This is a genomic window from Gordonia sp. IEGM753 (assembly GCF_050321825.1).
Taxonomy (GTDB): domain Bacteria; phylum Pseudomonadota; class Gammaproteobacteria; order Pseudomonadales; family Pseudomonadaceae; genus Aquipseudomonas.
The window spans coordinates 453,881-478,337 of record NZ_JBNQGB010000004.1 but is presented as its reverse complement, the minus strand read 5'-3'; the positions used below and the strand labels follow the sequence as shown (position 1 = coordinate 478,337).

Annotated in this window: 25 protein-coding genes and 1 riboswitch; of the genes, 14 read left to right on the top strand and 11 right to left on the bottom strand. The window is 58.3% G+C overall.

The window, feature by feature from the left end:
* Nucleotides 1-72: 72 nt before the first annotated feature.
* Nucleotides 73-306: a hypothetical protein gene (locus ACQR3R_RS21900; RefSeq protein WP_428275256.1), complete on the bottom strand. Its 234-nt coding sequence runs from the start codon at nucleotides 304-306 to the stop codon at nucleotides 73-75.
* A 205-nt stretch (nucleotides 307-511) separates the two neighbouring features.
* Here ACQR3R_RS21900 and ACQR3R_RS21895 point away from each other — a divergent pair, with 205 nt between their 5' ends.
* Nucleotides 512-1,096 carry a YajG family lipoprotein gene (locus tag ACQR3R_RS21895; protein WP_123509216.1) on the top strand — a complete coding sequence of 195 codons (585 nt, stop codon included), beginning with the start codon at nucleotides 512-514 and terminating at the stop codon, nucleotides 1,094-1,096.
* Nucleotides 1,097-1,188: 92 nt separating this feature from the next.
* On the opposite strand, the gene ACQR3R_RS21890 is transcribed toward ACQR3R_RS21895, so the two are convergent.
* Nucleotides 1,189-1,395 (bottom strand): hypothetical protein, encoded by a 207-nt coding sequence (locus tag ACQR3R_RS21890; protein WP_428275254.1) that lies wholly within the window; start codon nucleotides 1,393-1,395, stop codon nucleotides 1,189-1,191.
* Between the two features lie 173 nt (nucleotides 1,396-1,568).
* Here ACQR3R_RS21890 and ACQR3R_RS21885 point away from each other — a divergent pair, with 173 nt between their 5' ends.
* The gene (locus ACQR3R_RS21885) at nucleotides 1,569-1,847 is read left to right on the top strand and encodes a hypothetical protein (protein ID WP_428275252.1); all 279 of its coding nucleotides are present in this window, start codon (nucleotides 1,569-1,571) and stop codon (nucleotides 1,845-1,847) included.
* A gap of 70 nt (nucleotides 1,848-1,917) precedes the next feature.
* Here ACQR3R_RS21885 and ACQR3R_RS21880 read toward each other — a convergent pair whose 3' ends face one another.
* Nucleotides 1,918-3,081: a 1-acyl-sn-glycerol-3-phosphate acyltransferase gene (locus tag ACQR3R_RS21880; RefSeq protein WP_428275250.1), complete on the bottom strand. Its 1,164-nt coding sequence runs from the start codon at nucleotides 3,079-3,081 to the stop codon at nucleotides 1,918-1,920.
* A gap of 142 nt (nucleotides 3,082-3,223) precedes the next feature.
* Between ACQR3R_RS21880 and ACQR3R_RS21875 the strand changes: the two genes are divergently transcribed.
* The 4 genes from ACQR3R_RS21875 (at nucleotide 3,224) to ACQR3R_RS21860 (ending at nucleotide 5,275) form a co-directional block, all read left to right on the top strand.
* On the top strand, nucleotides 3,224-3,406 hold the full coding sequence (locus ACQR3R_RS21875; protein WP_428275248.1) for a zinc ribbon domain-containing protein: 183 nt from the start codon (nucleotides 3,224-3,226) through the stop codon (nucleotides 3,404-3,406).
* Nucleotides 3,407-3,418: 12 nt separating this feature from the next.
* Entirely contained in the window at nucleotides 3,419-3,679 is a 261-nt protein-coding gene (locus tag ACQR3R_RS21870) for a putative signal transducing protein (RefSeq protein WP_428275246.1), read from the top strand.
* 35 nt (nucleotides 3,680-3,714) lie between these two features.
* A complete protein-coding gene (locus ACQR3R_RS21865) occupies nucleotides 3,715-4,338 on the top strand; it encodes an SOS response-associated peptidase family protein (protein ID WP_428275244.1) in 624 nt (207 codons plus the stop codon).
* 118 nt (nucleotides 4,339-4,456) lie between these two features.
* On the top strand, nucleotides 4,457-5,275 hold the full coding sequence (locus ACQR3R_RS21860; protein ID WP_428275242.1) for a M48 family metalloprotease: 819 nt from the start codon (nucleotides 4,457-4,459) through the stop codon (nucleotides 5,273-5,275).
* 328 nt (nucleotides 5,276-5,603) lie between these two features.
* On the opposite strand, the gene ACQR3R_RS21855 is transcribed toward ACQR3R_RS21860, so the two are convergent.
* The 3 genes from ACQR3R_RS21855 to ACQR3R_RS21845 form a co-directional block, all read right to left on the bottom strand.
* A complete protein-coding gene (locus ACQR3R_RS21855; RefSeq protein WP_428275240.1) occupies nucleotides 5,604-6,188 on the bottom strand; it encodes a TMEM165/GDT1 family protein in 585 nt (194 codons plus the stop codon).
* A gap of 88 nt (nucleotides 6,189-6,276) precedes the next feature.
* Nucleotides 6,277-6,401: riboswitch (yybP-ykoY riboswitch) on the bottom strand.
* Nucleotides 6,402-6,451: 50 nt separating this feature from the next.
* Complete coding sequence (locus ACQR3R_RS21850; protein ID WP_428275238.1) at nucleotides 6,452-7,450, bottom strand: methyltransferase; 999 nt, start codon at nucleotides 7,448-7,450, stop codon at nucleotides 6,452-6,454.
* Nucleotides 7,451-7,483: 33 nt separating this feature from the next.
* Nucleotides 7,484-8,449 (bottom strand): 2-hydroxyacid dehydrogenase, encoded by a 966-nt coding sequence (locus tag ACQR3R_RS21845; RefSeq protein WP_428275236.1) that lies wholly within the window; start codon nucleotides 8,447-8,449, stop codon nucleotides 7,484-7,486.
* A gap of 92 nt (nucleotides 8,450-8,541) precedes the next feature.
* Between ACQR3R_RS21845 and ACQR3R_RS21840 the strand changes: the two genes are divergently transcribed.
* Complete coding sequence (locus tag ACQR3R_RS21840; RefSeq protein ID WP_428275234.1) at nucleotides 8,542-9,171, top strand: LysE family transporter; 630 nt, start codon at nucleotides 8,542-8,544, stop codon at nucleotides 9,169-9,171.
* Here ACQR3R_RS21840 and ACQR3R_RS21835 read toward each other — a convergent pair.
* Entirely contained in the window at nucleotides 9,155-9,928 is a 774-nt protein-coding gene (locus tag ACQR3R_RS21835; RefSeq protein ID WP_428275232.1) for a helix-turn-helix domain-containing protein, read from the bottom strand. The genes ACQR3R_RS21840 and ACQR3R_RS21835 overlap by 17 nt on opposite strands.
* A gap of 85 nt (nucleotides 9,929-10,013) precedes the next feature.
* On the opposite strand from ACQR3R_RS21835, the gene ACQR3R_RS21830 reads away from it, so the two are divergent.
* The 7 genes from ACQR3R_RS21830 (at nucleotide 10,014) to ACQR3R_RS21800 (ending at nucleotide 21,216) form a co-directional block, all read left to right on the top strand.
* Nucleotides 10,014-11,204 (top strand): MFS transporter, encoded by a 1,191-nt coding sequence (locus ACQR3R_RS21830; RefSeq protein ID WP_428275230.1) that lies wholly within the window; start codon nucleotides 10,014-10,016, stop codon nucleotides 11,202-11,204.
* Nucleotides 11,205-11,349: 145 nt separating this feature from the next.
* Nucleotides 11,350-13,032, top strand: a complete 1,683-nt coding sequence (locus tag ACQR3R_RS21825) for a long-chain-fatty-acid--CoA ligase (RefSeq protein ID WP_428275228.1) — start codon at nucleotides 11,350-11,352, stop codon at nucleotides 13,030-13,032.
* 336 nt (nucleotides 13,033-13,368) lie between these two features.
* Complete coding sequence (locus tag ACQR3R_RS21820; RefSeq protein WP_428275226.1) at nucleotides 13,369-15,306, top strand: DUF1302 family protein; 1,938 nt, start codon at nucleotides 13,369-13,371, stop codon at nucleotides 15,304-15,306.
* 28 nt (nucleotides 15,307-15,334) lie between these two features.
* Entirely contained in the window at nucleotides 15,335-16,699 is a 1,365-nt protein-coding gene (locus ACQR3R_RS21815; RefSeq protein ID WP_428275224.1) for a DUF1329 domain-containing protein, read from the top strand.
* A 197-nt stretch (nucleotides 16,700-16,896) separates the two neighbouring features.
* Nucleotides 16,897-19,635, top strand: coding sequence for a winged helix-turn-helix domain-containing protein (locus tag ACQR3R_RS21810; protein WP_428275222.1), 2,739 nt, complete (start codon nucleotides 16,897-16,899; stop codon nucleotides 19,633-19,635).
* Nucleotides 19,636-19,710: 75 nt separating this feature from the next.
* Complete coding sequence (locus tag ACQR3R_RS21805; protein WP_428275220.1) at nucleotides 19,711-20,352, top strand: MBL fold metallo-hydrolase; 642 nt, start codon at nucleotides 19,711-19,713, stop codon at nucleotides 20,350-20,352.
* 111 nt (nucleotides 20,353-20,463) lie between these two features.
* Nucleotides 20,464-21,216 (top strand): YiaD family glycine zipper/OmpA-like lipoprotein, encoded by a 753-nt coding sequence (locus tag ACQR3R_RS21800; protein WP_428275218.1) that lies wholly within the window; start codon nucleotides 20,464-20,466, stop codon nucleotides 21,214-21,216.
* A 109-nt stretch (nucleotides 21,217-21,325) separates the two neighbouring features.
* Here the strand turns inward: ACQR3R_RS21800 and ehuA are convergent, their stop codons facing one another.
* The 4 genes from ehuA to ehuB all read right to left on the bottom strand — a co-directional run bounded on the left by ehuA (nucleotide 21,326) and on the right by ehuB (nucleotide 24,424).
* Nucleotides 21,326-22,093, bottom strand: coding sequence for an ectoine/hydroxyectoine ABC transporter ATP-binding protein EhuA (gene ehuA, locus ACQR3R_RS21795; protein WP_428275386.1), 768 nt, complete (start codon nucleotides 22,091-22,093; stop codon nucleotides 21,326-21,328).
* Between the two features lie 92 nt (nucleotides 22,094-22,185).
* Nucleotides 22,186-22,842, bottom strand: coding sequence for an ectoine/hydroxyectoine ABC transporter permease subunit EhuD (gene ehuD, locus ACQR3R_RS21790; RefSeq protein WP_428275216.1), 657 nt, complete (start codon nucleotides 22,840-22,842; stop codon nucleotides 22,186-22,188).
* The gene (gene ehuC / locus ACQR3R_RS21785; RefSeq protein WP_428275214.1) at nucleotides 22,839-23,498 is read right to left on the bottom strand and encodes an ectoine/hydroxyectoine ABC transporter permease subunit EhuC; all 660 of its coding nucleotides are present in this window, start codon (nucleotides 23,496-23,498) and stop codon (nucleotides 22,839-22,841) included. Before ehuC ends, ehuD begins: the two co-directional genes overlap by 4 nt.
* A 68-nt stretch (nucleotides 23,499-23,566) precedes the next feature.
* Nucleotides 23,567-24,424, bottom strand: coding sequence for an ectoine/hydroxyectoine ABC transporter substrate-binding protein EhuB (ehuB, locus tag ACQR3R_RS21780; protein WP_428275212.1), 858 nt, complete (start codon nucleotides 24,422-24,424; stop codon nucleotides 23,567-23,569).
* Nucleotides 24,425-24,457: the final 33 nt, after the last annotated feature.

Here is a 24,457-nt window from a genome sequence, read left to right as displayed (position 1 = left end):
TAATCGGGGGGAGATTGTAACTAAGAAACGCAGGGAAATGGTCGTGTTTAATGACTTTTATTAGGTGTTCGGTCAAGTGGTCAGCAGATGTTGCACTCGGGCACGGGGCTGACGCTGGCTGACGCGGGCGCTTGGAGGCAAAGGTTGGTGCAGCCAATTCAGGCGAATTTCTTCGATTTCGACCCAGCCCTCACCCATTGGCTGCAGGCTGCACTGCTTGAAAGCCTGGCAAAAGCCGTTGCGGTCGAGCAGGGCAAAGCTGCGGTGCAGTGGGCGAGGTGCGAACAACGAGATGAGGTAGCGCATGGCAAAGTACCTTGTGGGGTGACTATTTGTAAGGTTGCCAGTGAGCCATGACGCAACGGTGTATGAGCAGTGACATCTGTGTGACAGGAACCCCGGCTGGCAAGGTTTGTCAGAGTTTTCAGCAATTGTGGCGAGACGCTAGTTAGCCGCAGTGGCGCACCGCTATACTGCCGGCCTGTTTGTGCCTGATTCTGGAGAGAAGAGCATGTTGCAACGCCTGTTGTTCGGTTTGATCACTGTGACCGGTTTGACCCTGGCCGGCTGCGCCCACAGCCCGCAACAACTGAGCCCGGAACCGAAGCTGACCACTCAGTTGGCACCGGTTGGCCATGGCCAGCAAGTCGTAGTGCGTGTGGTGGACGGTCGTCCGTCGCCAACACTTGGAACCCGTGGTGGTTTGTACCCGGAGACTAGCGCCATCACCGTGCAGGGCGCGCAGATCCTGCCGAAGCTGCAGGCTCAAGCCGAAGCCGCCGTGCGTTTGCTGGGCTTTACCCCGGTTTCCAATGGCATGAATGCACCGCAACTGACCGTGACCCTGGCCGAACTGAAATATCAGTCGCCCAAAGAAGGCATGTACGTGACTGAGGCCACCATCGGCGCGACGTTCCGTTCCGACGTGCAGAATGCAAACCGCCGTTACAGCGGTCGTTACGGTGCATCGCTGGATCAGCGTTTTGGCATGGCACCCAACCAGGAAACCAACACCAAACTGGTGAGCGACGTCCTGAGCGATGCGTTGACACGTCTGTTCAAGGACCCGACCGTGGGTCAGATCCTCGGCGAATAACGTGAGCCCCCTGTAGGAAACCGGTTTGCCGGTGATGGCGATTCCAAAAACGCCATCGCTGGCAAGCCAGGCTCCCGCAGGATTGGCTGCTGTCAGGCGGCTTCTGAGTAAAAGTCCAGCACGCTCACGCCCGTGAGCAAATCCATCTCTGGCAAATCCGCATGCTGATGCCCGCTCAATGCGCAATAGACCAGCCAATGGCGGTCCTGCACGTTGAAGGCGAGGCTGCCGACGAGTGCTTGCTGCTCGTCGCTTTGGGCTATCAGATAAAGGCGATCCTGGTTTTGTGCGTGCAGCATGACTGTCTCCGTGTCGGTTTCGAGGGGCCAGAGACTGCCGCATTCAGATGACGAAGCCGTGACGCAGGGCATTAATCGGCCAAGTGGTTCGTTATTTGTCGCACGCTTTCGGTAGAATCCGCGCCGCAGTCGTCGGTTCGGCGTCTGCCACCCAGGATTGCCCGAGGTCCGAAATGTCGCTGCATTTGATTTCGTTGTTTACCCACCATCCCGCCAAGCTGATCAACCTGTTTGCGTTACTGGTTGCCTTCCCGGGCTGTTGGTTGCTGCACGCCACGCGCCGCCGCGAACAGCGTGCGACCGCAAGTCTGTATGCGCAACGCCAGAGTCGCCCCGACCAAGAACCGATCCTGGATTGGGCGACGTTGCGCATGAACCGGTTTTTCTATCGTTTCGGCTTCGCCTGCCTGGGTTTGGCGCTGATCGTGTCGTGGATCAGCACCCGATTTTGAGTGTTTGCCAAAAGACCTGTGGCGAGCAAGCAAGCGCCCTCGCCACACTTGCGGTGCATAGCCAAACTGCTTACAGCGGCAACCCGGCCTTTACCCGGTACTGATTGCGTACCGGTGTCGCGTATTGCAGCACCATGAACGGACGGTGCTCTGCCGGGCAACCGTCCAGTCGACGCTGCCACTCCTCCTGAGCCTTCGCCAATTCGTCTGCTGCAAACACTTGCGCGGCTGTCGGCACCTGCAATTGCGGGTCGGCGTCTTGCCATTGCGCGTAAGCCAGGTAGTGCACCGGGAATAGCCGGTAGCCGCCGAGAATCTGCTTGTCCATCTCGATCGCCAATTGCTTGGTGTCGTCGAACAGTTGGGTGATCGGCGCGGCGAAGTTCACGTGAACGCGGCCCTTGTAGCCAGTGATGCCCTTGGCGATGCTCACATCGTCCTCGCCCGGCACTTTGGCGTAAGTGCCAGTGGTGGCGCGGATGTACAGTTCGCGAGCCTTGGCCTGATCGCATGGATCGTATTCATAGCTGATCGACACGGGCGTGACGTTCAGCGATTGAATGACTTCGCCAAATGGCTCGTCCTTGCGGCTCATGTGGAACATCTTGAGGATGGCCGACTCGGTGCGGTCGTCGCCATCCTTGGCCCGGCCTTCGGCCTGAGCGATCCAGATGGAAGCGCAATCGTTGCGGATCGAGTGGTTGATGTATGCCGAGAGCAACTGATAAGCGGCCATTTTCTCGCGGCGCCCGGTGATGGAGCGGTGCACGATGAAGCTCTTGTTCAGGCGCATCAGATCACTGACAAAAGGCTTTTGCAGCAAGTTATCGCCAATGGCGATGCGTGGCGTCGGCAGGCCCGCGTGGTATACGGCGTAGTTGACGAAGGCTGGGTCCATCACGATGTCGCGGTGGTTGGCGATAAACAGATAAGCGCTGCCGGACTTGAACTGTTCCACGCCGGTGTACGTCACACCGTCAGTGGCGCGTTCGATTGTATGGTCGACATACACTTCGACTTTGTCTTGCAACGTGGCAACCGAGTTGACACCGGCGAACTCACGGCGCAGCCGATGAGCTATAAGAGGTTTGAGCATCCAGCCGAAAGCACCGGCAAAGCGCGGGAAGCGGAAGTGGGTGAGGATATCTAGAAACGCCTTATCGCTGAGCAGTCGAGCCAGCACCGCTGGTACTTCACTGTCGTCGTAAGGTCGGATGGTATCGAATTCGCCCATCATGCTCTCTTGTTGGAAACGGCTAGGGTAAGTAAAGGTTTTGATCGAAAACCAACGGGGCATGGTCTGAAAAAGTAGACAGACAAAAATAGCCCTGCAAATAGACCGGCGATTATACGCACAAGTCACTTGGGAGACCGCGATGCTGGAAACCGAGCACTACGATTGTCCGTATTGTGGGGAAAATGCCGAGGCCGTTCTGGATTTGTCCGGTGGAGATCAGACGTATATCGAAGACTGCCCGGTGTGTTGTCGCCCGATAACCTTCGTGTTGCAGACCGATGGTCACGAATGGCTGCTTGAAGTTCACAGTGAAAACGAATGAAAGGGGCATCCCATGCGGCGGATCTACGAGCCCGAAAACCTGATGGAAGGCGAGTTGTTGCAAAGCATGCTGGCCAGTGAAGGCATCGAAGCGCACCTGGTGGGGAGGGATTTGCTCGGAGGTACCGGGGAACTGCCGATTTTTGGCCTGCTCGGCCTGTCGGTGGATAACGATCAGGCTCAATACGCCCGGGAGCTGATCACTGCGTACAATGCCGCGTTGCCGCTGCCCGGTGATGAACCCGAAAGCTATCCCGGCACGCTGGTCTGTTAGGCTGACGTTCGTTTTATCAAGAGTCGTGTTGCCCCATGTGTGGACGTTATGCCCTGTTTCGCTGGAACCCCGCCTTCGCGGCCCTGCCTGGCTTTCCCGCCGATCAGCAGGCCCAGTGGAATATCTCTCCCAACGATTCGGTGTTGATGCTGCGCGCAGGCGCCGATGGCCAGCGTGAGTTGGCCCGCGCTCGTTGGGGGCTGACGCCGCCCTGGCTGACCGATTTGTCGCGCACCCCGGCGCACGCCCGTGCGGAAACCGTCGCCGAACAACCGATGTTTCGCCAGGCCCTGCGCGAGCGTCGTTGTTTGCTGCCGGCCAACGGTTTTTACGAATGGCGCGGCACCACGCGCAAGCGCCCCTATTGGCTGACGCCGGGGGAGGGCTCGGCGCTGTTCTTCGCCGCCATTTGGGAAGCGTATCCGGTGCAAGAGCAGGTGTGGCTGAGCACGGCAGTGATCACCCAGCCTGCGGCCAGTCAGCGCCGACCGTTGATTCTGGATGCGGCAGGGCAACAGACCTGGCTCGACCCCGAAACGCCATTGCATGTCTTGCAAGGACTGCTGGCCAGTGAACCCGCGGCGCTGCGTGAGCGGGCGTTGGCAAACCTGGTGAATGATCCGAAATTGAATGGGCCGGAGTGTTTGACTCCGGGTTGAAGTATCGCCTGTGCGGCGGTCCGTGTTTTGTCTGAAATATTCATGCGCAGGCCTTTTGTATCTGGCGTCGATACAAATCCCCGCCTAGGATACGCGCATGTTTTCAGGGAGTTTTTAGATGAACAAGACATTGGTTGTATGTGCGTTGAGTGCGGGTTTGCTGCTTGCCGGTTGCCAGTCGGTCAACACCACCAGCGGTGGCGCTGTGGGCGTTGAGCGTAAACAGTACATGTTCAGCATGTTGTCCACCGACGAAGTCAACCAGATGTACGCCCAGTCTTATCAAAAGACTGTCGGCGAAGCGACCAGCAAGGGCGCGCTGGACAAGACCAGCAGCGAGGCAAAACGCGTTCAGTTGATTGCCGATCGCCTGATTGCTCAGGCACCGGTATTTCGCCCGGATTCGGCCCAGTGGAAGTGGGAAGTCAACCTGATCAAAAGCGATGAGCTCAATGCCAACTGCGGTCCTGGCGGCAAGATTATTTTCTACACCGGGCTGATCGACAGCCTGAAACTGACTGACGATGAAATCGCCGCCGTCATGGGCCATGAAATTGCCCACGCGTTGCGCGAGCATGGTCGTGAGGCGATGTCGAAAGCTTACGGTATCGAAATGGCCAAGCAGGGCGCAGGTGCATTGTTCGGTCTTGGTCAGGACAGCCTGGCATTGGCCGACACCGTGGCCAACTACGGCATGACCCTGCCCAATAGCCGCGCCAACGAAAACGAAGCTGATTTGATTGGCCTGGAACTGGCGGCCCGCGCCGGCTACAACCCGAATGCTGCGATCACCTTGTGGAACAAGATGAGCAAGGCTTCGGAAGGCGCGCCGCCAGAGTTCATGAGCACACACCCGGCTTCGGCCAGTCGTATTGCCTCGTTGCAGGCCGCGATCCCGAAAGTGATGCCGCTGTACGAGCAAGCCCCAAAATCCTGATGTTGATTCATCGTCGATAAGGGCCTCATCGCCAGCAGGCTGGCTCCCACAATTGGAATGCACTCCACGTAAGAGCTAGTCTGACTCCCGCAATTGGAATGCACTCCCCGTCGGAGCTAGTCTGGCTCCCACAATTGGAATGCACTCCCCGTCGGAGCTAGTCTGGCTCCCGCAATTGGAATGCATTCCACGTAAGAGCTAGTCAGACTCCCACAATTGGAATGCATTCCCCGTCGGAGCTAGCCTGGTTCCCACAATTGGAATGCATTCCCCTGTGGGAGCCAGCCTGCTGGCGATGAACGATAACCCGGTCTACCCAACTACCGCGTCAAACCCAGCCGCTGCTCTGCATCGCCTTGTACACCGCGACGATCGCCAGGATGAAGAACGCCGATGCCGCCAGACGACGGATCAGGGTCAACGGCAATTTGTCCGCCGCAAAGTTACCGGCCAGTACCACGGGAACGTTGGCAATCAACATCCCGGCAGTAGTCCCGATGATCACCAGCCACAATTCCGGGTATTGGGCTGCGAGCATCACGGTGGCGACTTGTGTCTTGTCACCCATTTCCGCCAGGAAGAATGCGATCAGCGTGGTCAGGAAAGGACCGAACTTGCGCGAAGTACTGGCCTCATCGTCGTCCATTTTGTCTGGTACCAGCGTCCACAACGCGGTCGCGGTGAAGCTGGCGGCCAGAATCCAGTGCAACATCGCATTCGAGAAGAAACTACCAAACCAGGCGCCCACCGCACCGGCTGCTGCGTGGTTAGCCAAGGTTGCAGCCACGATACCGGCGATGATCGGCCAGGGCTTGCGAAAACGGGCAGCCAGAATGAGTGCGAGCAGTTGCGTCTTGTCGCCGATTTCGGCCAAGGCAACGATTGCGGTCGGAACGAGAAGTGAATCCAGCATCAGGGTTTTCCTAAGGGGCGGGTCGACACGGCTATGACACGTACAGCCTTCCCGCCCCGGGTAAGGTGTTCGTGTCATAGGTCTTGTCAAACCCTGCGATCCGTCTGATGCGGACGCTTGGGTCGCATACGCCATGGTCTGAGGACCAAGTATGTTGACGTATGCCGGACGAGCATGGTGCTCGTGGGAGACTACTCCCCTAGGACGGAGCGGATTCTGCCTAGGCAAAACCGATTGGGCAAGCCTCTTTTGAAAAAGAAGTTTTACCCGCGTTTGGCTCGGTAAATCCTGAAACCTTGCCCTTCAGCCTTGATCGCACACACCCCGAGATGCTCTTCGATCAATGGTTGATACTTCAGGAAGCTGTTCGCAACCAGGCGCAGTTCGCCGCCATTTTTCAGATGTTTGGCCGCTTTTCGCAGCAAGTTCTCGGTGGCGAAGTAATCGGTGTGCACGCCGACATGGAACGGCGGATTGCTCAAAATGGCGCTCAAACCCATTGGCGCAGCGTCGATGCCATCACCGGTAATCACGTCCGCTTCCAGGCCATTGGCAGCCAATGTCAGGCGACTGCTGGCGGCGGCAAACGCATCCACGTCGAGCAATGTCACCTGGTTGTGCGGGTAACGGCGTTTAACCGCTGCACCCAACACGCCGGCACCACAGCCGAAATCCAGCAGATGACCGCTGGGCAATTTATCCAGATGCTCCAGCAACAAGGCACTGCCGCGATCCAGTCGGCCATGGCTGAACACGCCCGGCAGGCTGATGACTTTCAGTGGCCCTTCGGCCAGTGGCAGCTCATAAATCTGGGCCAGGCTTTCCAGGGTTTTGGCCTGCGGTGCATTGGCCACAATCACCAGCCACAACTGGCAGTGACGTGCGCTGTCGAGCTTGCGTGGTTTTCCGAACGGGTTCAGTTGTTTCGCTGCGCCTTCGATGCCACTGCGTTTTTCACCCACCAGATACAACTCGCGACCGGCCATGCGCGAGGCCAGTGCGTTGAGGATGTAATCCGTCAGGTCTTTGGATTTAGGCAGGAACACCACGGCTGTCTCGAATTCACGCTCGGGTGCCGTTACGCCAAAATGGCTGCGTTCGGCGAAACGGGCGTCGAGTGCCGCTTGATCGCCGGCATGCCAGCACCAACCGTGGGCATTTGGCAGTCGGCCCAGCAAGTCATCTGCAGGCAAACCTGCCAGCAACACCGAACCCTGGAATAACTCGGCCTGACGAAGCAGTACTTCACTGCGCGGATCCATAATCTGCTCCCTGAAAAAAAGTGCCGCAGTCTATCAACTGACGACCCGCAGCGCTTTACCGGCGAAGTAGCCCCGAGCGTTTTCGGTCAATTGGCCGACAATCCGCTGCCGTGCCTCGCGGCTGCCCCACGCGTTGTGTGGCGTGACGATCAGCCGTGGAATATCGGCCGCCAGCAACGGATTGCCGGCGGTCGGTGGCTCGACGCTCAACACGTCGGTGGCCGCGCCGCCCAAGTGGCCATTGCGCAATGCATCGGCCAAGGCCTGTTCATCGATCAATCCACCCCGGGCGGTATTGACCACGAACGCGCCGGGTTTCATCGAGGCCAACTCGCGAGCGCCGATAAAATGCCGGGTGTGTTCGTTGAGTGGGCAATGCAAGGTGAGGGCGTCAATCTGTGGCAGCAGTTGTTCCAGCGGCAAACGGTCGGCGCGCGCAGGCCGGCCTGGAATCTGACCGAGCAGCACGCGCATGCCGAACGCTTCAGCCAGCCGCGCCACGGCGCCACCCAGTTCGCCATGACCCAGCAAGCCAAGGGTTTTACCTTCCAGCTCAACGATCGGGTAATCGAGCAAGCAAAACTGTTTGGCCTGCTGCCAACGTCCTTCGCCAACGGCTTTCTGGTAATCGGCCAAGCGTGTCGCCAGGTTCAGCAGCAGCATGATCGTGTGTTGCGCCACTGACGGCGTGCCATAACCCTGGCAATTACAAACCGTGATGCCGTGGGCGCGAGCGGCGGCGAGGTCGACGTTATTGGTGCCGGTAGCGGTAATCAGGATCAACTTGAGTTCAGGGCTGGCGGCGATGGCGGCGGCATCAATCAGAATCTTGTTACTGATGGCCACTGTCGCGCCCTTCAGGCGTTCGATGACCTGGTCGGGCGCGGTTTGCGCAAACAACTGCAAGTCACTGAAACAATCGCGCAGCGGGCTGAGGTCAAGATCGCCAAGGTCCAGGGATGGATGGTCGAGAAAAACCGCGCGGTGAGTGTTCGTCATCAACTGTACCTTTTGTGCAATGAAGTGAAGGCGTAATCTGCCGAGCCTACCAGATGAAACAAACAGTTACGCTTGGCCAAAAGGATCCCCTCATGTACTGGACAGAGTTCTTGACCGTTGCCCTTATTCACTTGCTGGCCGTGGCCAGTCCCGGCCCGGACTTTGCCGTAGTGGTGCGTGAGAGCGTGACCCACGGTCGTCGCGCTGGCACCTGGACGGCGCTGGGCGTCGGTACTGCGATCTTCCTGCATGTCGGTTATTCGCTGCTGGGCATCGGGCTGATCGTGTCCCAGTCGATTGTGCTGTTCAACGCATTGAAATGGGCGGCGGCTGCTTATTTGCTGTACATCGGCTTCAAGGCTTTGCGCGCGCAACCGGCCAAACCGGTGGCGGACGACTTGCATAAAGAAGTCGGCGAGCGCACGGCGCGTGGTGCGTTCACGTCCGGTTTCGTGACCAATGGCTTGAACCCGAAAGCCACGCTGTTTTTCCTGTCGCTGTTCACCGTGGTGATCAACCCGCACACACCGCTGGCGGTGCAGGCCGGTTATGGCATTTATCTCGCGGTGGCGACGGCGGTGTGGTTTTGCCTGGTGGCGATGCTCTTCAGTCAACAGCGTGTGCGGGCAGGTTTCGCTCGCATGGGCCACTGGTTTGACCGGACCATGGGCGCCGTGCTGATCGCTATCGGGGTGAAACTTGCCTTCACCGAAATGCATTGATCGCGCTTAATTGGTTTAACGCGTTTAAATACTCCCGTGGGTTTTCCCCGAGCAAACGGCGGAACATCGCGCTGAATGCCCGAGCGCTGCCGTAGCCCAGGTCCTCAGCCACCGCCTGCACGCTTTCGCCTGCGAGCAGGCGAGGCAGCGCTTCCATCAGGCGCAGTTGCTGACGCCAGGCGTTGAAATTCATCTTCAGTTGCTGTTGAAACAGTCGCGCCAGGGTTCTCGAACTGGCGCCGACCTGTTGCGCCCAGTCTTCCAGCGTATTGGGGTGATCGGGCGTGCGCAGCAAGGCCAGGCAGATGCCTTGCAGGCGACGGTCCTCGGGCATCGGAATGTGCAGCGGGAGATTCTCCAACCCGGCAATTTCTTCCAGCATCAGCTGTTGGATCAGCGGATTTTCGGCGTGCTGCGGCCCTTGCACCGCACGCATTATCAGCTCGCGCAGCAGCGGGGTGACGGCCAGCACACAGCATTTTTGCAGGCTGGCTGGTGATAACTCGGGCGCAATGAAAAGCGAGCGAATGCGCACCTCGCCGGACATGAAAATCTCATGCTCAACCCACGGTGGGATCCACACTGCACGCGTCGGCGGAATCACCCACGCACCTTGGGCTGTGACCACGCGCATGGTGCCGCACACGGCGTACAGCAACTGCGCTTCACGGTGTTGATGGAGTTCCTGATGGGCGCCATCCACGTAGTCGCGTGGATACGCGCTGACCGGGCCGTGTTGAAAGTGGCTGATTAACATGTCTGATCCGATGACTTTGTTGTCAGGAATACGCTTTTTCGCCAACTTAGCATAAGCCGCTCACAACAACGAAAAGCGTGCAGCGATGAACCAGTCCAGAAATGTTATCCGCTACGTCAATGCAGCCCATGTGATCGATCACATGTTCATGCTGATTTTTCCCGCCGCCGTCCTCGGCATGACCCAAGCGTTCGCGCTGGATTATGCCGCGCTGATCGGTCTGTCGCTGGGCGGCTTTATTGCCTTTGGCGCCTGTTCGCTACCGGCCGGTTGGCTGGGTGATCACTGGAGTCGGCGGCAAATGATGCTGGTGTTTTTTTTCGGCATCGGCGCCTCGGCAATTTTTACCGGTTTAAGCAACAGTGCGCCGATGCTGGTGCTGGGCCTGACGCTGATCGGTATTTTTGCCGCGATTTACCACCCCGTAGGAACGGCGATGTTGGTGGCTTATGCGCAGAATCGCGGTCGTGAAATCGGCATAAACGGCATGTGGGGCAACTTGGGTGTGGCGTTTTCGGCGCTGGTGACCGGGTTTCTGGTGGCGCAATTCGGCTGGCGCTCGGCGTTTATCCTGCCGGGCGTGGTGTCCATCGTGTTGGGCCTCGGTTTTGCCCTGCAGGTGCGCGAAGAACCGATTCCCAAGCGCCCCCATACACCGCTCAAAGGGGCCGGCGGCCAGCGGATTTCGATGCTTATGGTGTTTGGTGTATTGGCCTTGGCCACGGCCACGGCCACGGGCGGCGTGGTGTTCAACGCCACCACCATGACCTACCCGAAGCTGTTTCAGGACCGTCTGCATGACCTGTTTGCGTCGCCTCAAACCCTGGGCGTGGTCGTCAGCCTTGCCTATGCCTTTGGTGCCGTCGCGCAATTGAGTATCGGCCGGGTACTGCATCGTTTCAGCCTGAAATGGCCGTTTATTGTGCTCACTTTGTGCCAAGCGCCGTTGTTGTTCGGGCTGGCGTATGTCGATGGCTGGGCGGTGATCGCGCTGGGTGCGGCGTTCATGTTCGTGGTGTTTGGCCAGGTCACGGTGAATGACGCAATGGTGGCCAACTTCGTCGCGCCACACTGGCAATCCCGGGTGTTCGCCCTGCGTTACTGCTTATCGTTCGGCGCCAGTGCGACCGCGATTCCGCTGATTTCCTACGTCGAACCGCGCCAAGGGTTCGTAGGGCTTTACCTGATACTGGCCGGTTTCGCGGCGATGACTTTCGTGGCGGCATTGGTTTTCCCACGGACTCCTTCAGAAGAGGCTGTAGGGCAAACGGCGTAAACATGAGTGAAAGCGCGCAAATGCTGGCGCAAAGCTAGCATTTGTTCGTCTCTGCAAATCATTCCTTTGGCTGATTTGGCTGGCGTTCGAGGGCACTAGAGTGCTTACTTTCAGCCACGACCGTGCAGTCAGAAAAGGGATTCTTATGTTGCAGACTCGCGTTATTCCTCCCGCCGAGGGCGCTTACCAATATCCGTTGCTGATCAAGCGGCTATTGATGTCGGGTGCGCGTTACGAGAAAACCCGCGAGATCGTGTACCGCGACCAGTTGCGCTACAGCTATCCCACGTTGATCGAGCGAGTAGCGCGTCTGGCCAATGTGCTGACCGCGGCCGGGGTCAAGGCCGGCGATACCGTGGCGGTGATGGATTGGGACAGCCATCGCTACCTTGAATGCATGTTCGCCATTCCAATGATCGGCGCGGTTATCCACACCATTAACGTGCGGCTGTCGCCAGAACAGATCCTCTACACCATGAACCACGCCGAAGACCGCTTTGTGCTGGTCAATAGCGAGTTTGTGGGGCTGTATCAAGCGATTGCCGGGCACCTGACCACCGTCGAAAAAACCCTGCTGCTGACAGACCTGCCGGAAAAAACCGCGGACCTGCCGAACCTCGTCGGTGAGTACGAACAACTGCTGGCCGACGCGAGCCCGCAGTACGATTTCCAGGACTTCGACGAAAACTCGGTCGCCACCACTTTCTACACCACAGGCACCACGGGCAATCCGAAAGGGGTGTATTTCACCCATCGGCAACTGGTGCTGCACACCATGGGCGTGTCGACGATCATGGGTTGCATCGACAGTGTTCGGCTGCTGGGCACCAATGACGTGTACATGCCGATCACACCGATGTTCCACGTGCACGCCTGGGGTTTGCCGTATGTGGCGACCATGCTCGGGCTCAAGCAGGTGTATCCCGGCCGCTACGACCCGGAATACCTGGTGGAACTGTGGCGCAAGGAAAAGGTCACTTTCTCGCATTGCGTGCCGACCATCCTGCAGATGGTCCTCAATGCCAAGGCTGCGCAGAATACCGATTTCGGCGGTTGGAAAATCGTCATCGGTGGCAGCTCGCTGAACCGCGCGCTGTACGAGGCCGCCAAGGGCAAAGGCATACAGCTGACCGCCGCTTACGGCATGTCGGAAACCGGGCCGCTGGTGTCATGCGCGCACCTGAATGACGAGTTGATGGCCGGCACTGAAGACGAACGCACCACTTATCGGATCAAGGCAGGTGTGCCCGGGCCACTGGTCGAGGCGGCGATCGTCGATACGGACGGTAATTTCCTGCCTGCCGATGGCGAGACTCAGGGCGAGCTGGTGCTGCGTGCGCCTTGGCTCACCGAAGGCTATTTCAACGAGCCGCAAAAAGGTGCAGAGCTGTGGGCCGGTGGCTGGCTGCACACCGGTGACGTCGCAACGCTGGACAACATGGGCGTGATCGATATTCGTGACCGCATCAAGGATGTGATCAAGACGGGCGGCGAGTGGATTTCCTCGCTGGACCTCGAAGACCTCATCAGCCGTCATGTGGCGGTACGCGAAGTAGCAGTGGTGGGCATCGCCGATCCGCAATGGGGTGAACGTCCGTTTGCACTGCTGGTTATCCGTGAGGGCCATGCAATCGGGGCCAAGGAACTCAAGGAACACCTCAAGCCATTTGTCGAGTTGGGGCACCTGAGCAAGTGGGCAATCCCGAGCCAGATTGCCCTTGTTACTGAAATTCCCAAGACCAGCGTCGGTAAACTCGACAAGAAGCGGATTCGCCTCGACATCACCGAATGGCAAGCCAACAACAGCACCTTCCTTTCGACGCTTTAAGCGTTTGCAGCGTGCCCGAAAGGGCACGCCAACCCCACCAAGCAAGCGCTTGGCTTGTCAAATTCAGATTTTCAGCCATCCTTGCCGTGCCGACAGGTGTCGGACTGGCGAAAGGACTGTTCCAGAGTGGCTGGCAGCTGCAAATCACACTTTAGAGGGATCAAGCACTACTACCTGCTGGCTATAGTCCGCTCAAGGATTTTTAAGAACGGAGCAAACGCACAACACGGGGCGATGCAACTTTGGAATGACTTTGGGACAACTTGGCTCCCAGCCATCCTCAGCGTTTTTAGAAGTGCTCACTGCCATAACAATAATGCACATGGAGTAGCGTCGATGACATCAGTAAACCAGTTCTGGCGCCGGGCGAAATTGCCCCTGGCGGTCAGTCTTGCCTCTACGCTCGCCGGGCCAGCATTCGGCGTCAGTTTCAACGTAGGTGAAATCGAAGGTCAGTTCGATTCGTCGCTCTCCCTGGGTATGAGTGTGTCGACCCAGCAGCCGAACAAGAACCTGATCGGTATCAACAATGGCGGACACGGTCTGTCGCAGACCTCCGATGACGGCCACTTGAACTTCAAGAGCGGGCAAGCCTTCTCGAAGATTTTCAAAGGCATCCATGACCTGGAACTGAAGTACGGTGACACCGGCGTTTTCGTCCGGGGCAAATACTGGTACGACTTCGCGCTGCAAAACGAAGACCTGGAATTCAAGAACGTCAGCAATAATGGCCGTCAGGAAGGCGCCAAGTCTTCTGGTGGCGAGATCCTCGACGCCTTCATCTACCACAACTATTCCATTGCCGATGAGCCAGGTTCCGTGCGCTTGGGCAAGCAAGTAGTGAGCTGGGGTGAAAGTACCTTCATCGGTGGTGGCATCAACTCGATCAACCCGATCGACGTTTCTGCGTTCCGTCGTCCAGGCGCCGAGATCAAGGAAGGCCTGATCCCGGTCAACATGTTCTATGTCTCGCAAAGCATCACCGAAAATCTTTCGGCTGAAGGCTTTTATCAGCTGCAATGGAAGCAGACCGTTGTCGACAACTGCGGCACCTTCTTCTCGCAACCGGACGTCATTGCGGATGGCTGTGACAACAACCTGGCCGTATTGCGTACCCAAAACCAGCTCAATACTTCGTTGACCGCAGCAAGGTTGCCGGCGTCGCTACGTGGCGCGACCTTCAACACCCTCGCTGCTAACGGCGTGACCTGGGGTAACCCGGATGAGGGCGTGATCGTTCGTCGTGGCGCGGATCGCGATGCACGCGACAGCGGCCAATTCGGTGTGTCGCTTAAATACATGTTCGAGCCGCTGGATACCGAGTTCGGTGGCTATTTCATGAACTACCACAGCCGTGCGCCAATTTTCAGCGGCAAGGGTGCACCTGCGAGTGCTTACAGTGGTGCTGGTCTGGTGCGCTCACTGGCGGGCTCCGGTGTTCCGGTCGGTGTCGCAACGGGCCTGGCTCCAACCTTGCTGCCGTTGGTGGTCGCGGGTAACTCCAGCTACTACGTCGAATACCCTGAAGATATTCGCCTGTATGGCCTGAGCTTCTCCACCACCTTGCCTACGGGCACGGCGTGGAGCGGTGAAGTCAGCTACCGTCCGAATGCACCGGTTCAGCTCAACACCACTGACATCCTTTATTCGGGCCTGACACCACTGAACCCCAACCTGTCCGTGCTTCAAGGCACGCCAGGCCAGGATCAGCCAGGTTATCGCCGCAAGGAAGTCACCCAGCTCCAGACAACCTTCACTCACTTCTTCGACCAAGTGATGGGCGCATCGCGATTGACGCTGGTGGGCGAAGTCGGCCTGACTCACGTCGGTGGCCTGGAATCCACATCGAAAGCACGTTACGGCCGCGACCCGAGCTACGGTCCTGGGCCACTGCCTAGTGGCCAGTGCCAAGCTGTCAACACGGGCACCTTGGCCGGCGGCGCGCAAAACAACGTCAGCCGCTACTGCGAAAACGACGGTTTCACCACGGCTAACTCCTGGGGCTACCGCGGTCGCGCGATCTGGGAATACAACGACGTATTCGCCGGTGTGAACCTGAAACCGAACGTGGCTTGGTCGCATGACGTCAGCGGTTACTCGCCTGGCCCTGGCGGCAACTTCGAGGAAGGTCGTAAAGCCGTGAGCCTGGGCGTCGATGCCGAGTACCAGAACACCTACACCGCGAGCCTGGCCTACACCAACTTCTTTGACGGCAAGTACACCACTGTAGATGACCGCGACTTTGTTGCGCTCAGCGTCGGCGTGAACTTCTAAGCACTGTATTTTCAGGACGAACACACATATGAAAATAACAAAGAGTCTGTTCCACATCGGTGTGCTGGGGCTTTCGCTGCTGGCGACCAGCGTCATGGCTGCCGTGCCTGCGGCCGAGGCAGACAAACTGGGCAAGAGCCTGACGCCGATGGGCGCCGAGATGGCGGGCAACGCTGACGGGTCGATCCCGGCCTGGAAGCCACTGCCGAAAAATGCTGGCACCGTCGACAGCAAGGGTTTCCTGTCTGACCCGTTCGCCAGTGAAAAACCGCTGTTCACCATCACTGCGCAGAACGTTGACCAGTACAAGGAAAAACTCGCCCCGGGCCAATACGCGATGTTCAAGCGTTACCCGGACACCTTCAAGATGCCGGTTTACCCGTCCCATCGCGGTTCGACCGTGCCGGATGAGGTGTTCGCCGCCATCAAGAAGAACGCCACCAATACCAACCTGGTGTCGGGCGGTAACGGTCTGGAAAACTTCGAAACTGCCGTCCCGTTCCCGATTCCAAAAAGTGGCGTCGAGGTTATCTGGAACCACATCACCCGCTATCGCGGTGGCAGCGTAACCCGTCTGGTGACCCAGGCCACGCCGCAGCCGAACGGCTCGTTCAGCCTGGTGTACTTCCAGGATCAGTTCGTGTTTCGCGACAAGATGAAGGATTACGACCCGAAAAATCCGGGCAACATCCTGTTCTACTTCAAGCAGAAAGTGACGGCTCCGGCGCGTCTGGCCGGTGGTGTGCTGCTGGTGCACGAAACCCTCGACCAGGTTAAGGAACCGCGTTCGGCGTGGGTCTACAACGCCGGTCAGCGTCGTGTGCGTCGTGCACCGCAAGTGTCCTATGACGGACCGGGTACCGCAGCCGATGGCCTGCGTACCTCCGACAACCTGGACATGTACAACGGTGCGCCGGATCGCTACGACTGGAAGCTCGAAGGCAAGAAAGAGATGTACATCGCCTCCGACAGCTACAAGATCGATTCGCCTAACCTGAAGTACACCGACATCATCAAGGCCGGTCACATCAACCAGGACCTGACGCGTTACGAGCTGCGCCGTGTCTGGCATGTGGTCGCAACCCTGAAGGAAGGCCAGCGCCATATCTACGCCAAACGTGACTTCTACATTGACGAAGATACCTGGCAGGCTGCGGTGATCGATCACTACGACGGTCGCGGTCAGTTGTGGCGTGTAGCCGAGGCGCATGCCGAGGACTACTACGACAAGCAAGTGCCGTGGTACGCGCTGGAAGTGCTGTATGACCTGCAATCGGGTCGTTACCTGGCACTGGGCATGAAGAACGAAGAGAAACAGGCGTATGACTTCGGCTTCACCGCCACCACCAGTGACTTCACCCCAGCCGCATTGCGTCAGGACGGTGTTCGCTAAATTGCGCTGAAACGAGGCCGCATCCTCGAAAAAACCCCGACTGGTTCGGGGTTTTTTTTGCCTGCGGAAAAGTTCGAATCCCTGATTCGTAGCCTTTTTGTAGACATTTGTAGCAATAACCTTCATTACCGCTCTGTTTACGGCTAGTCTGCGGACATCTGCAACGCCGCCAACTGCAATTCAAACAAGAGCCGGCCATGACTGATCTGTCCCAACTCCCGGGCCCCGCAAGCGTTGCCGTCACGGCACTGGACGGGCGTTTTTTTCGTCCGCCGTTGCCTGATGGCCACGTGTTGCGGCCCCGTCTGTGTGAGCGGCTGAGTGCTGGCCTCGATGGCCGGTTGCTGCTGATCAGCGCACCGGCCGGTTTCGGCAAGAGTTCATTGGCGGTGGAGTTTTGTCAGGGCTTACCGGCGCATTGGCAAAGCTTATGGCTGGGTTTGAGCCCGCGAGACAGCGATCCCGGGCGGTTTCTTGAGCGATTGCTCGAAGGCCTGCAGGACTTTTTTCCGCAACTGGGCAGCCAATCCCTCGGCCTGCTGAAAATGCGTCAGCGGCATCAACCATTTGCGTTCGAAGAGTGGCTGGACGGTTTGCTCGATGAACTCGCCGTTCACTTGTCGACCAGCACGCCGCTGTTGCTGGTGCTGGATGACTATCATCTGGCGCAAGGCCCGGTGCTTGATCGTTGCCTGCAATTCTTCCTTAATCACTTGCCCGATGGCCTGTTGGTGATGGTCACCAGTCGCCAGCGTCCGGACTGGCATCTGGCGCGCCTGCGCCTGTCACGGCAATTGCTCGAATTGCATGAGCAGGATTTGCGCCTGACCTTTGATGAAGCCTCGACGTTGCTGGATCGGCACAGCAGTTCCCTGCGCGGTGAAGCGCTGGAAAACCTGATCCTGCGCAGCGAAGGTTGGGTGGCGGGTTTGCGCTTCTGGTTGCTGGCGGCCTCTGAGGCGGGCACCGATGCCGCGTTACCCCAGTCGTTGCATGGCGGGGAAGGGCTGATTCGCGATTACTTGCTCGAAGAAGTGATCGACTGTCTGCCTGCTGAAGTGCAGGCGTTTCTCTACGACACCGCGTCTCAGGAACGTTTTTGCAGCGAACTGTGCGATGCGGTGCGCGAGGCCCATGACAGCGCAGAAATCCTGCGTTACCTGCTGGCCCATCAAGTGTTTCTGGTGCCGCTGGACGAACACGGTCACTGGTTCCGGTATCACCATTTGTTTTCCGATTTACTGCGCACGCGGCCTACCGCACAAGCGATCGTGCCTGCCGCTAGCCTGCATTTGCGCGCCTGCCGCTGGTTTAATGCCCAAGGTTTGCTCGACGAAGCAGTGGAACAAGCGTTGCGTGCCGGGCACCTCGACGTCGCGGCGAACCTGGTGCAGAACCTCTCCGAGGAGCAATTGCTGGCCGAGCAGAATGTCGGCATGTTGCTGCGCTGGAAAATGGACTTGCCTGACAGCCTGCTGATCAGCACGCCTCGGCTGATTGTGCTTTACAGCTGGGCGTTGGGCCTGGCGTGTCAGCTGGATGCCGCCGAGGAACTCGCCAGTCATCTGAGCCGTTTCTTGCCGGCGCCGTCGGCCACCGCGCAAAAATCCATGCTGGCGCAATGGCTGGCACTCAGCGGCATCATCGCTCGCGGACGTGGCAATCGTGAGCTGACCCTGCTGTATTGTGCTGAAGCGCTGGAAAGCCTCCCCGCCAAGCGTTATGGCCAGCGGTTGATGTGCCTGTCGACACTCTCCAACCTGGCCATCGCCGACGGCGATCTGTGGCGTGCCCGTGGCCTTAATCGTGATTCCCTGGAGTTGGCGCAACGGGTGGGTAATCCGTTGTTCGAAGCGCTGGCGCATTACGACCGCGCTCGGGTATTGCAGGCGCGAGGGGAAATCTTGCGGGCGTTGGAAGAGGTCCATCAAGGCTTGCAACGGCTGCACGGTTTATCCCCCCAAAGGCTATACGCGGTGCGTGCCCGTCTCACGCTGTACGAGGGTTTTTTACTGGCCCTGCGCTTGCAGCCTCAGGCTGCGCGAATTCGCTTACAGGCAGGTTTGACTGAAGCCCGCGCCTGTCGCGATATCAGTGTGTTGATTGGCCACTGCGTGATCGCCAGGCTTGAGGGCAGCAGCGGCGAATACGCCAAAGCCTTCGCTGAACTCGCCGAAGCCGAACGCTTGATGCATATCTGGGACGTGCCGCCCATTTACTACCTGGCAATGATTACCCTTGTGAAATGCGAGCTGTGGCTGGCTCAGGGACGAACCGATCTGGCCGAAGCCTGGCTCGCCCGTTTGGGCCAAACCTACAACGGCGAGCAGGCCGCTGCACCGCCGGAGTTTCATCCGCAGTTACCGCTGCACGTCGATTTACAGCAGGCCTTACTGGAAGTCATCAAAGGGCAGCCAATGGTGGCCGAGGGGCGCTTGAATGCGTTGCTGGAAAACGGCCAGCAAACCGGCCGGCAATTGCTCAGTGTGATGGTGCTTAACCAGAAAACCGAACTGTTGCTGGCGCACCGTCGCGAGCCCGAGGCCCGGCAAACGTTCGCTTTGTCGTTGCAAGCCGCCAGTGGCGGCGTGCTGCAGCCTTTCGACAGCTTGCTGAGCAAATACCCTGACTGGTTGCGGGAACAACTCCATCAGGCTGGCAAAACGGCTGTTGCACAAAGCCTTGTCGAGCATCTGCCGGTGGTTGCGCCGCGCATCGCACAAGAGTCATCGCTTGCGTGCGAGCAACTCAGCACGCGTGAGCTGGCGGTGCTGAAACTCATTGCCCAAGGTTGCTCGAACCAGGAAATCAGCGATCAGCTGTTTATTTCGCTGCACACCGTCAAAACCCACGCCAGCCACATCAACAGCAAGCTCGGCGTCGAACGCCGCACCCAGGCAGTGGCGCGGGCGAAGGAGCTGGGTTTGCTCGGCTGACGAATGCCGGGCGATAAATGGCTTGATGCAAAACTGTGCGAAAATCGCCCATCACTGTTTTCCAGAGCCCCTCCGATGTCCCAGCCATCCAGCATCATTCGCGAAACCTTCCCCGTCGGCCCGTTGCAGTGCAACTGCACCATCATCGGTGACCCGATCAGCAAAAAAGCGATCGTGGTGGATCCGGGTGGCAATCACGAGTTGATCCTCGCGCGGCTGGACGCACTGGGCTTGAAGGTTGTCAGCATCATCCACACCCATGCACACCTCGACCACTTCCTGGCTTCTGGCCAGTTGAAGGAAAAAACTGGCGCAACCTTGCACCTGCACAAGGAAGATCAATTCCTGTGGGATAACCTGGTGATGCAATGCCAGATGTTCGGCGTTCCCTACACCCCTGTGCCGTCGCCGGACCGCTGGTTGGCTGACGATGAAGAACTGGCTTGCGGTTGCGGTGTGGCGCTGCATACGCCGGGTCATACACCGGGTTCCATGAGCTTTTGGTTTTCAGAAGCTAAGCTACTGATTGCCGGCGACACGCTGTTTCGTCGTGGGGTGGGGCGTACGGATTTGTGGGGCGGCGACCAAGCGACCATCGTGCGTTCGATCAAGCAACGTCTGTACACCCTCGACGAGGAAGCAACCGTGGTAACTGGTCATGGTCCGGACACGCGCCTGGGCGATGAAATGCGTGAAAATCCTTTTGTGCGCGCTTGATTGCAGTTGTGAATAACGTACGGAATTTTTGTCGGCCGAAATGATCCAACGCCCGCAAAGGTCCATGCTTAAGTCCGTTGCACCACAGAATGCAAAAAGTAGGAGCTCTTCATGTTCACCACGCGTCGTTTGATTATTGCCGCTACTGCCATGGCCGTGCTGTCTGGCTGCGCCTCGCCGAACCCCTATGACAATCAGGGTCAGGCTGACGGTGGCTCCTCGGGTGTGAGCAAAACTGCAAAATACGGTGGCCTCGGTGCGCTGGCCGGCGCACTCGCCGGTGCCGCCATCGACCACAATAACCGTGGCAAGGGCGCGCTGATTGGTGCTGCTGTCGTGGGTGCCTCGGCGGCCGGTTATGGTTACTACGCCGACCAGCAAGAGAAAAAGCTGCGCGCCAGCATGGCTAACACCGGCGTTGAAGTGCAGCGCCAGGGCGATCAGATCAAGTTGATCATGCCGGGCAACATCACTTTCGCCACCGATTCGGCGAACATTGCACCCAGCTTCTACCAGCCGTTGAATAACCTGGCCGGCTCGCTCAGGGAGTTCAACCAGAACCAGATCGAGATCGTCGGGTACACCGACAGTACCGGCAGCCGCCAACACAACATGGACCTGTCGCAACGTCGTGCGCAAAGCGTGGCGACTTACCTGACTTCGCAAGGTGTCAGCGGTGCAAACCTGGTCGCTCGCGGTGCCGGGCCGGATAATCCGATTGCCAGCAACGGCGACGTCAATGGCCGGGCGCAAAATCGTCGGGTAGAAGTCAATCTGAAGGCGATTCCGGGCCAGCAATATCAGCAACAGGGTCAACCTACTCAGCAATATCAGCAGGGTCAACCTGTGCAGCAGTACCCATAAAAACCTGTAGGAGCGGGCGTGTTTGAGAAGCGGTTTTGCCAGACGTTTTTAACGTGTCTGACACACCCTTTTCGCGAGCTAGCCCGCTCCCACTTGGGTCTGCGCGTTGCTAATTGGCTTCCTTCACTGCACTCAGAAAAGCACACGTGCGCTCCTGCTGCGGGTGCTCGAAGATTTGTGCCGGGGTGCCCTGTTCGTGGATCTGGCCCTTGTAGAAAAAACACACACGATCAGCGAACTCACGGGCGAAGCCCATCTGGTGCGTCACCATCAGCATGGTCAGTTTGTGCTCGGTACCGAGTTTGCGGATCACGTTGAGCACCTCGCCGCATAGTTCCGGGTCGAGTGCCGACGTTACCTCATCGAACAACATCACCTTGGGCCGCATCGCCAGTGCCCGTGCGATGGCCACGCGTTGCTGTTGGCCGCCGGACAATTGCGAAGGGTAATGCCCAAGTTTGCTGCCTAATCCCACCAGTTCCAGCAAGTCTGCCGCTCGTTCGCGTGCCTCGGCAGGTTTCATGCCGAGCACTTGAACAGGTGCCTCGATAACATTCTGCAACGCTGTCATGTGAGGAAACAGGTTGAAGCTCTGGAACACCATGCCGATCTTGCCGCGCACCCGTCGAATATGCCGATCGTTGGCGGGCACCAGAACGCCGTGGCGATTGTTCATGTGCGTCAGCAAGTCGTCTTCGATGCGGATCAATCCGTCATCGATGCCCTCGAGTGTCATCAACACACGCAGCAGTGTGGATTTCCCCGAACCGCTGGGGCCGATAATCGCGACTTTCTCACCCGGCGTGACGTCCAGGTTCAGATGATCGAGTACCGTGAAGTTGCCGTAGCTTTTGGTGACGTCCTGGAAGCTGACAATCGGCTTGGGCGAATCAGGCTGTTGCATGGCCATGGCCTCCTGCGGGTGTAACGATGTCAGGATGCTCTGCCGGGTCGAGAGTGGAGAAGTCATTAGCGTAGCTCCAGGCGCACTTCAAGGCGCCGTACCAGATAAGCCAAAGCGATGCTCAGGGCGAGGAAAAACAGGCCGACCATGGTGATCGGTTCCAGGTAGCGGAAGTTTTCGGAGCCGATGTTCTTTGCCTGTTGCATGATTTCCACCACGGTAATGGCCGACAGCACCGGCGTGTCCTTGAGCATCGCTACCAAGTAGTTGCCCAATGGCGGCAGTATTGGCCGCAGGGCCTGGGGCAGGATGATATTGCGATAGGCGCTGTACGGCGCGATGTTCAGAGCCGTTACCGCCTCCCATTGCGCACGCGGGACCGCATCCAGGCCGCCGCGATAAACTTCGGCGATGTAGCAGGCGTAATGCAGGCCAATGCCCAGGATCCCGACCTGCATCGCGCTCATGCTGATGCCGTAGTTGGGCAGCACGTAGTACAGGAAATACACCTGGATCAGCAGCGGTGTGCTGCGAATGAACTCGATCACAGCGGTCGTTGGCCACGACAGCCAGAGCTTGCGGCTGCGGCGGCCGATGGCCAGAAACAGCCCCAGTACAATCGCGATCAGAAAGCCGATCAGGGTAATGCCGACAGTATTGAGTGAGGCGCGCAGCAAATCAGGGAGGATTTGCCAGGCGTACGTCCAGTCGAACAATGTCATGACAGACCTCCTCGCATCCGTCCACGGGCCAATCTGCGTTCCAGCGCGCGCATGCTCAGGTTGATCGCTTGTGCCATAACGAAATACATCACCAGCGCCAGGCTGAAGATTTCCAGGGTCTGGAAGGTTGCCTGATCAAGTTGCCGCGCCCGAAAGCTCAGGTCGGACAAGGTAATCAACGACACCAGCGAGGTGTTTTTCAGCAGTTCGATCAGCAGATTGGTGCCGGGCGGTATGGCCGCCAGCAACGCCTGGGGCAGAATGATTCGGCGAAAGCGTTTGTAGCCACTGAAATTCAGTGCCGTCGATGCTTCGTATTGACCCTTGGCGACAGAGCTTATTGCCCCTCGCATCACCTCCGCCCCATAAGCACCAATGTGCAGCCCGAGGCCGACAATCGCCACGCTGTAGGAACTCAGTTCAACGTTGAACGGCGGCAATGGCAGTACAAAAAACAGCCAGAACAGCTGCACCAACAGTGAGGTGCCACGAAACACTTCGATGTAGGCGATAGAGAACCAACGCAGCGGCCGCCACGGTGACATGCGCCCGAGGGCCGCCAAAATGGCGGCGACAATCGCCAATATCGAGCCGAAGAATGTCACCTGGAGGGTTACCCAGGCGCCTTGTATCAATAGCGGAAGTAATTCACCCATGGTTCAACCTGGCCATCCGGATTAAGCAGGGAAATAGGCATCGCGCCAGAGCGCCATGCCTGTTTCGGCTATTGAGCGCAAAGCTCCGCAGCCGTTTTGCTTGTCACGTTGGATTTGTCGAACCCGAATGGGGCGACGGTTTTCAGGTGTTCTTCGGAGCCCAGCCACTTTTTCAGTTCGGCGTTGACCGCATCACGCAGGTCTTTGTCTTCCGGGCGGAAGGCGAGGGCGCCGTAGCCGATGTGCGAAGGGTCGTCCTTGAATTCGGTCACTGCTTCGACTTTTTCGCCACCCTTGCTGGCCAGGCCTTTCATCGTCAACTGCGTGCCCACTGCCGCATCGGCGCGGCCGGCGCGCACGGCTTGTAACTGAGCGGTGGTGTCGGGGACCTGCAGGATTTGCGAGTCCTTGACGCCGGAATCGCGGGCATACGCCAGGTTCACCGTGCCGGCCATAATCGCCAGTTTTACGTCAGGGTTTTTCGCGACGTCTTCGTAGCTGTGCAGGTTTTTCGGATTGCCTTTAGCGGTCAGCAATGCGTCCGGCAATTGATACTGCGGGTCGGTGAACAGCACTTGTTTGCAGCGTGCGGGAGTGATGTACATCCCTGCGGCAATCACATCGAAGCGCCCGGCGCGCAAACCCGGGATGAGCGAACCCCACTCGGTCAATACGCCGTCGACTTTTTTGATGCCCATTTTGGCAAAGATGATTTTGGCGATTTCCGGTGATTCACCGGTCACGCTACCGTCGGTTTCGGTAAAGGCGAACGGGGTTTCATTGGCGTAGCCGACGCGAATGCTGCTGTTCTGTTTGACGGTTTCAAGCGTGCTGGCCGCCCAGGCACTGGTGGCCAGGCCGAGCGCCGCGCAAGCCACAAACAACTGATGCAACGCCTTGCGGCTGTGTGGGGTGAAATTGCTCATCGATAAAATCTCCTGTTTCTTGTGGACCCGTCG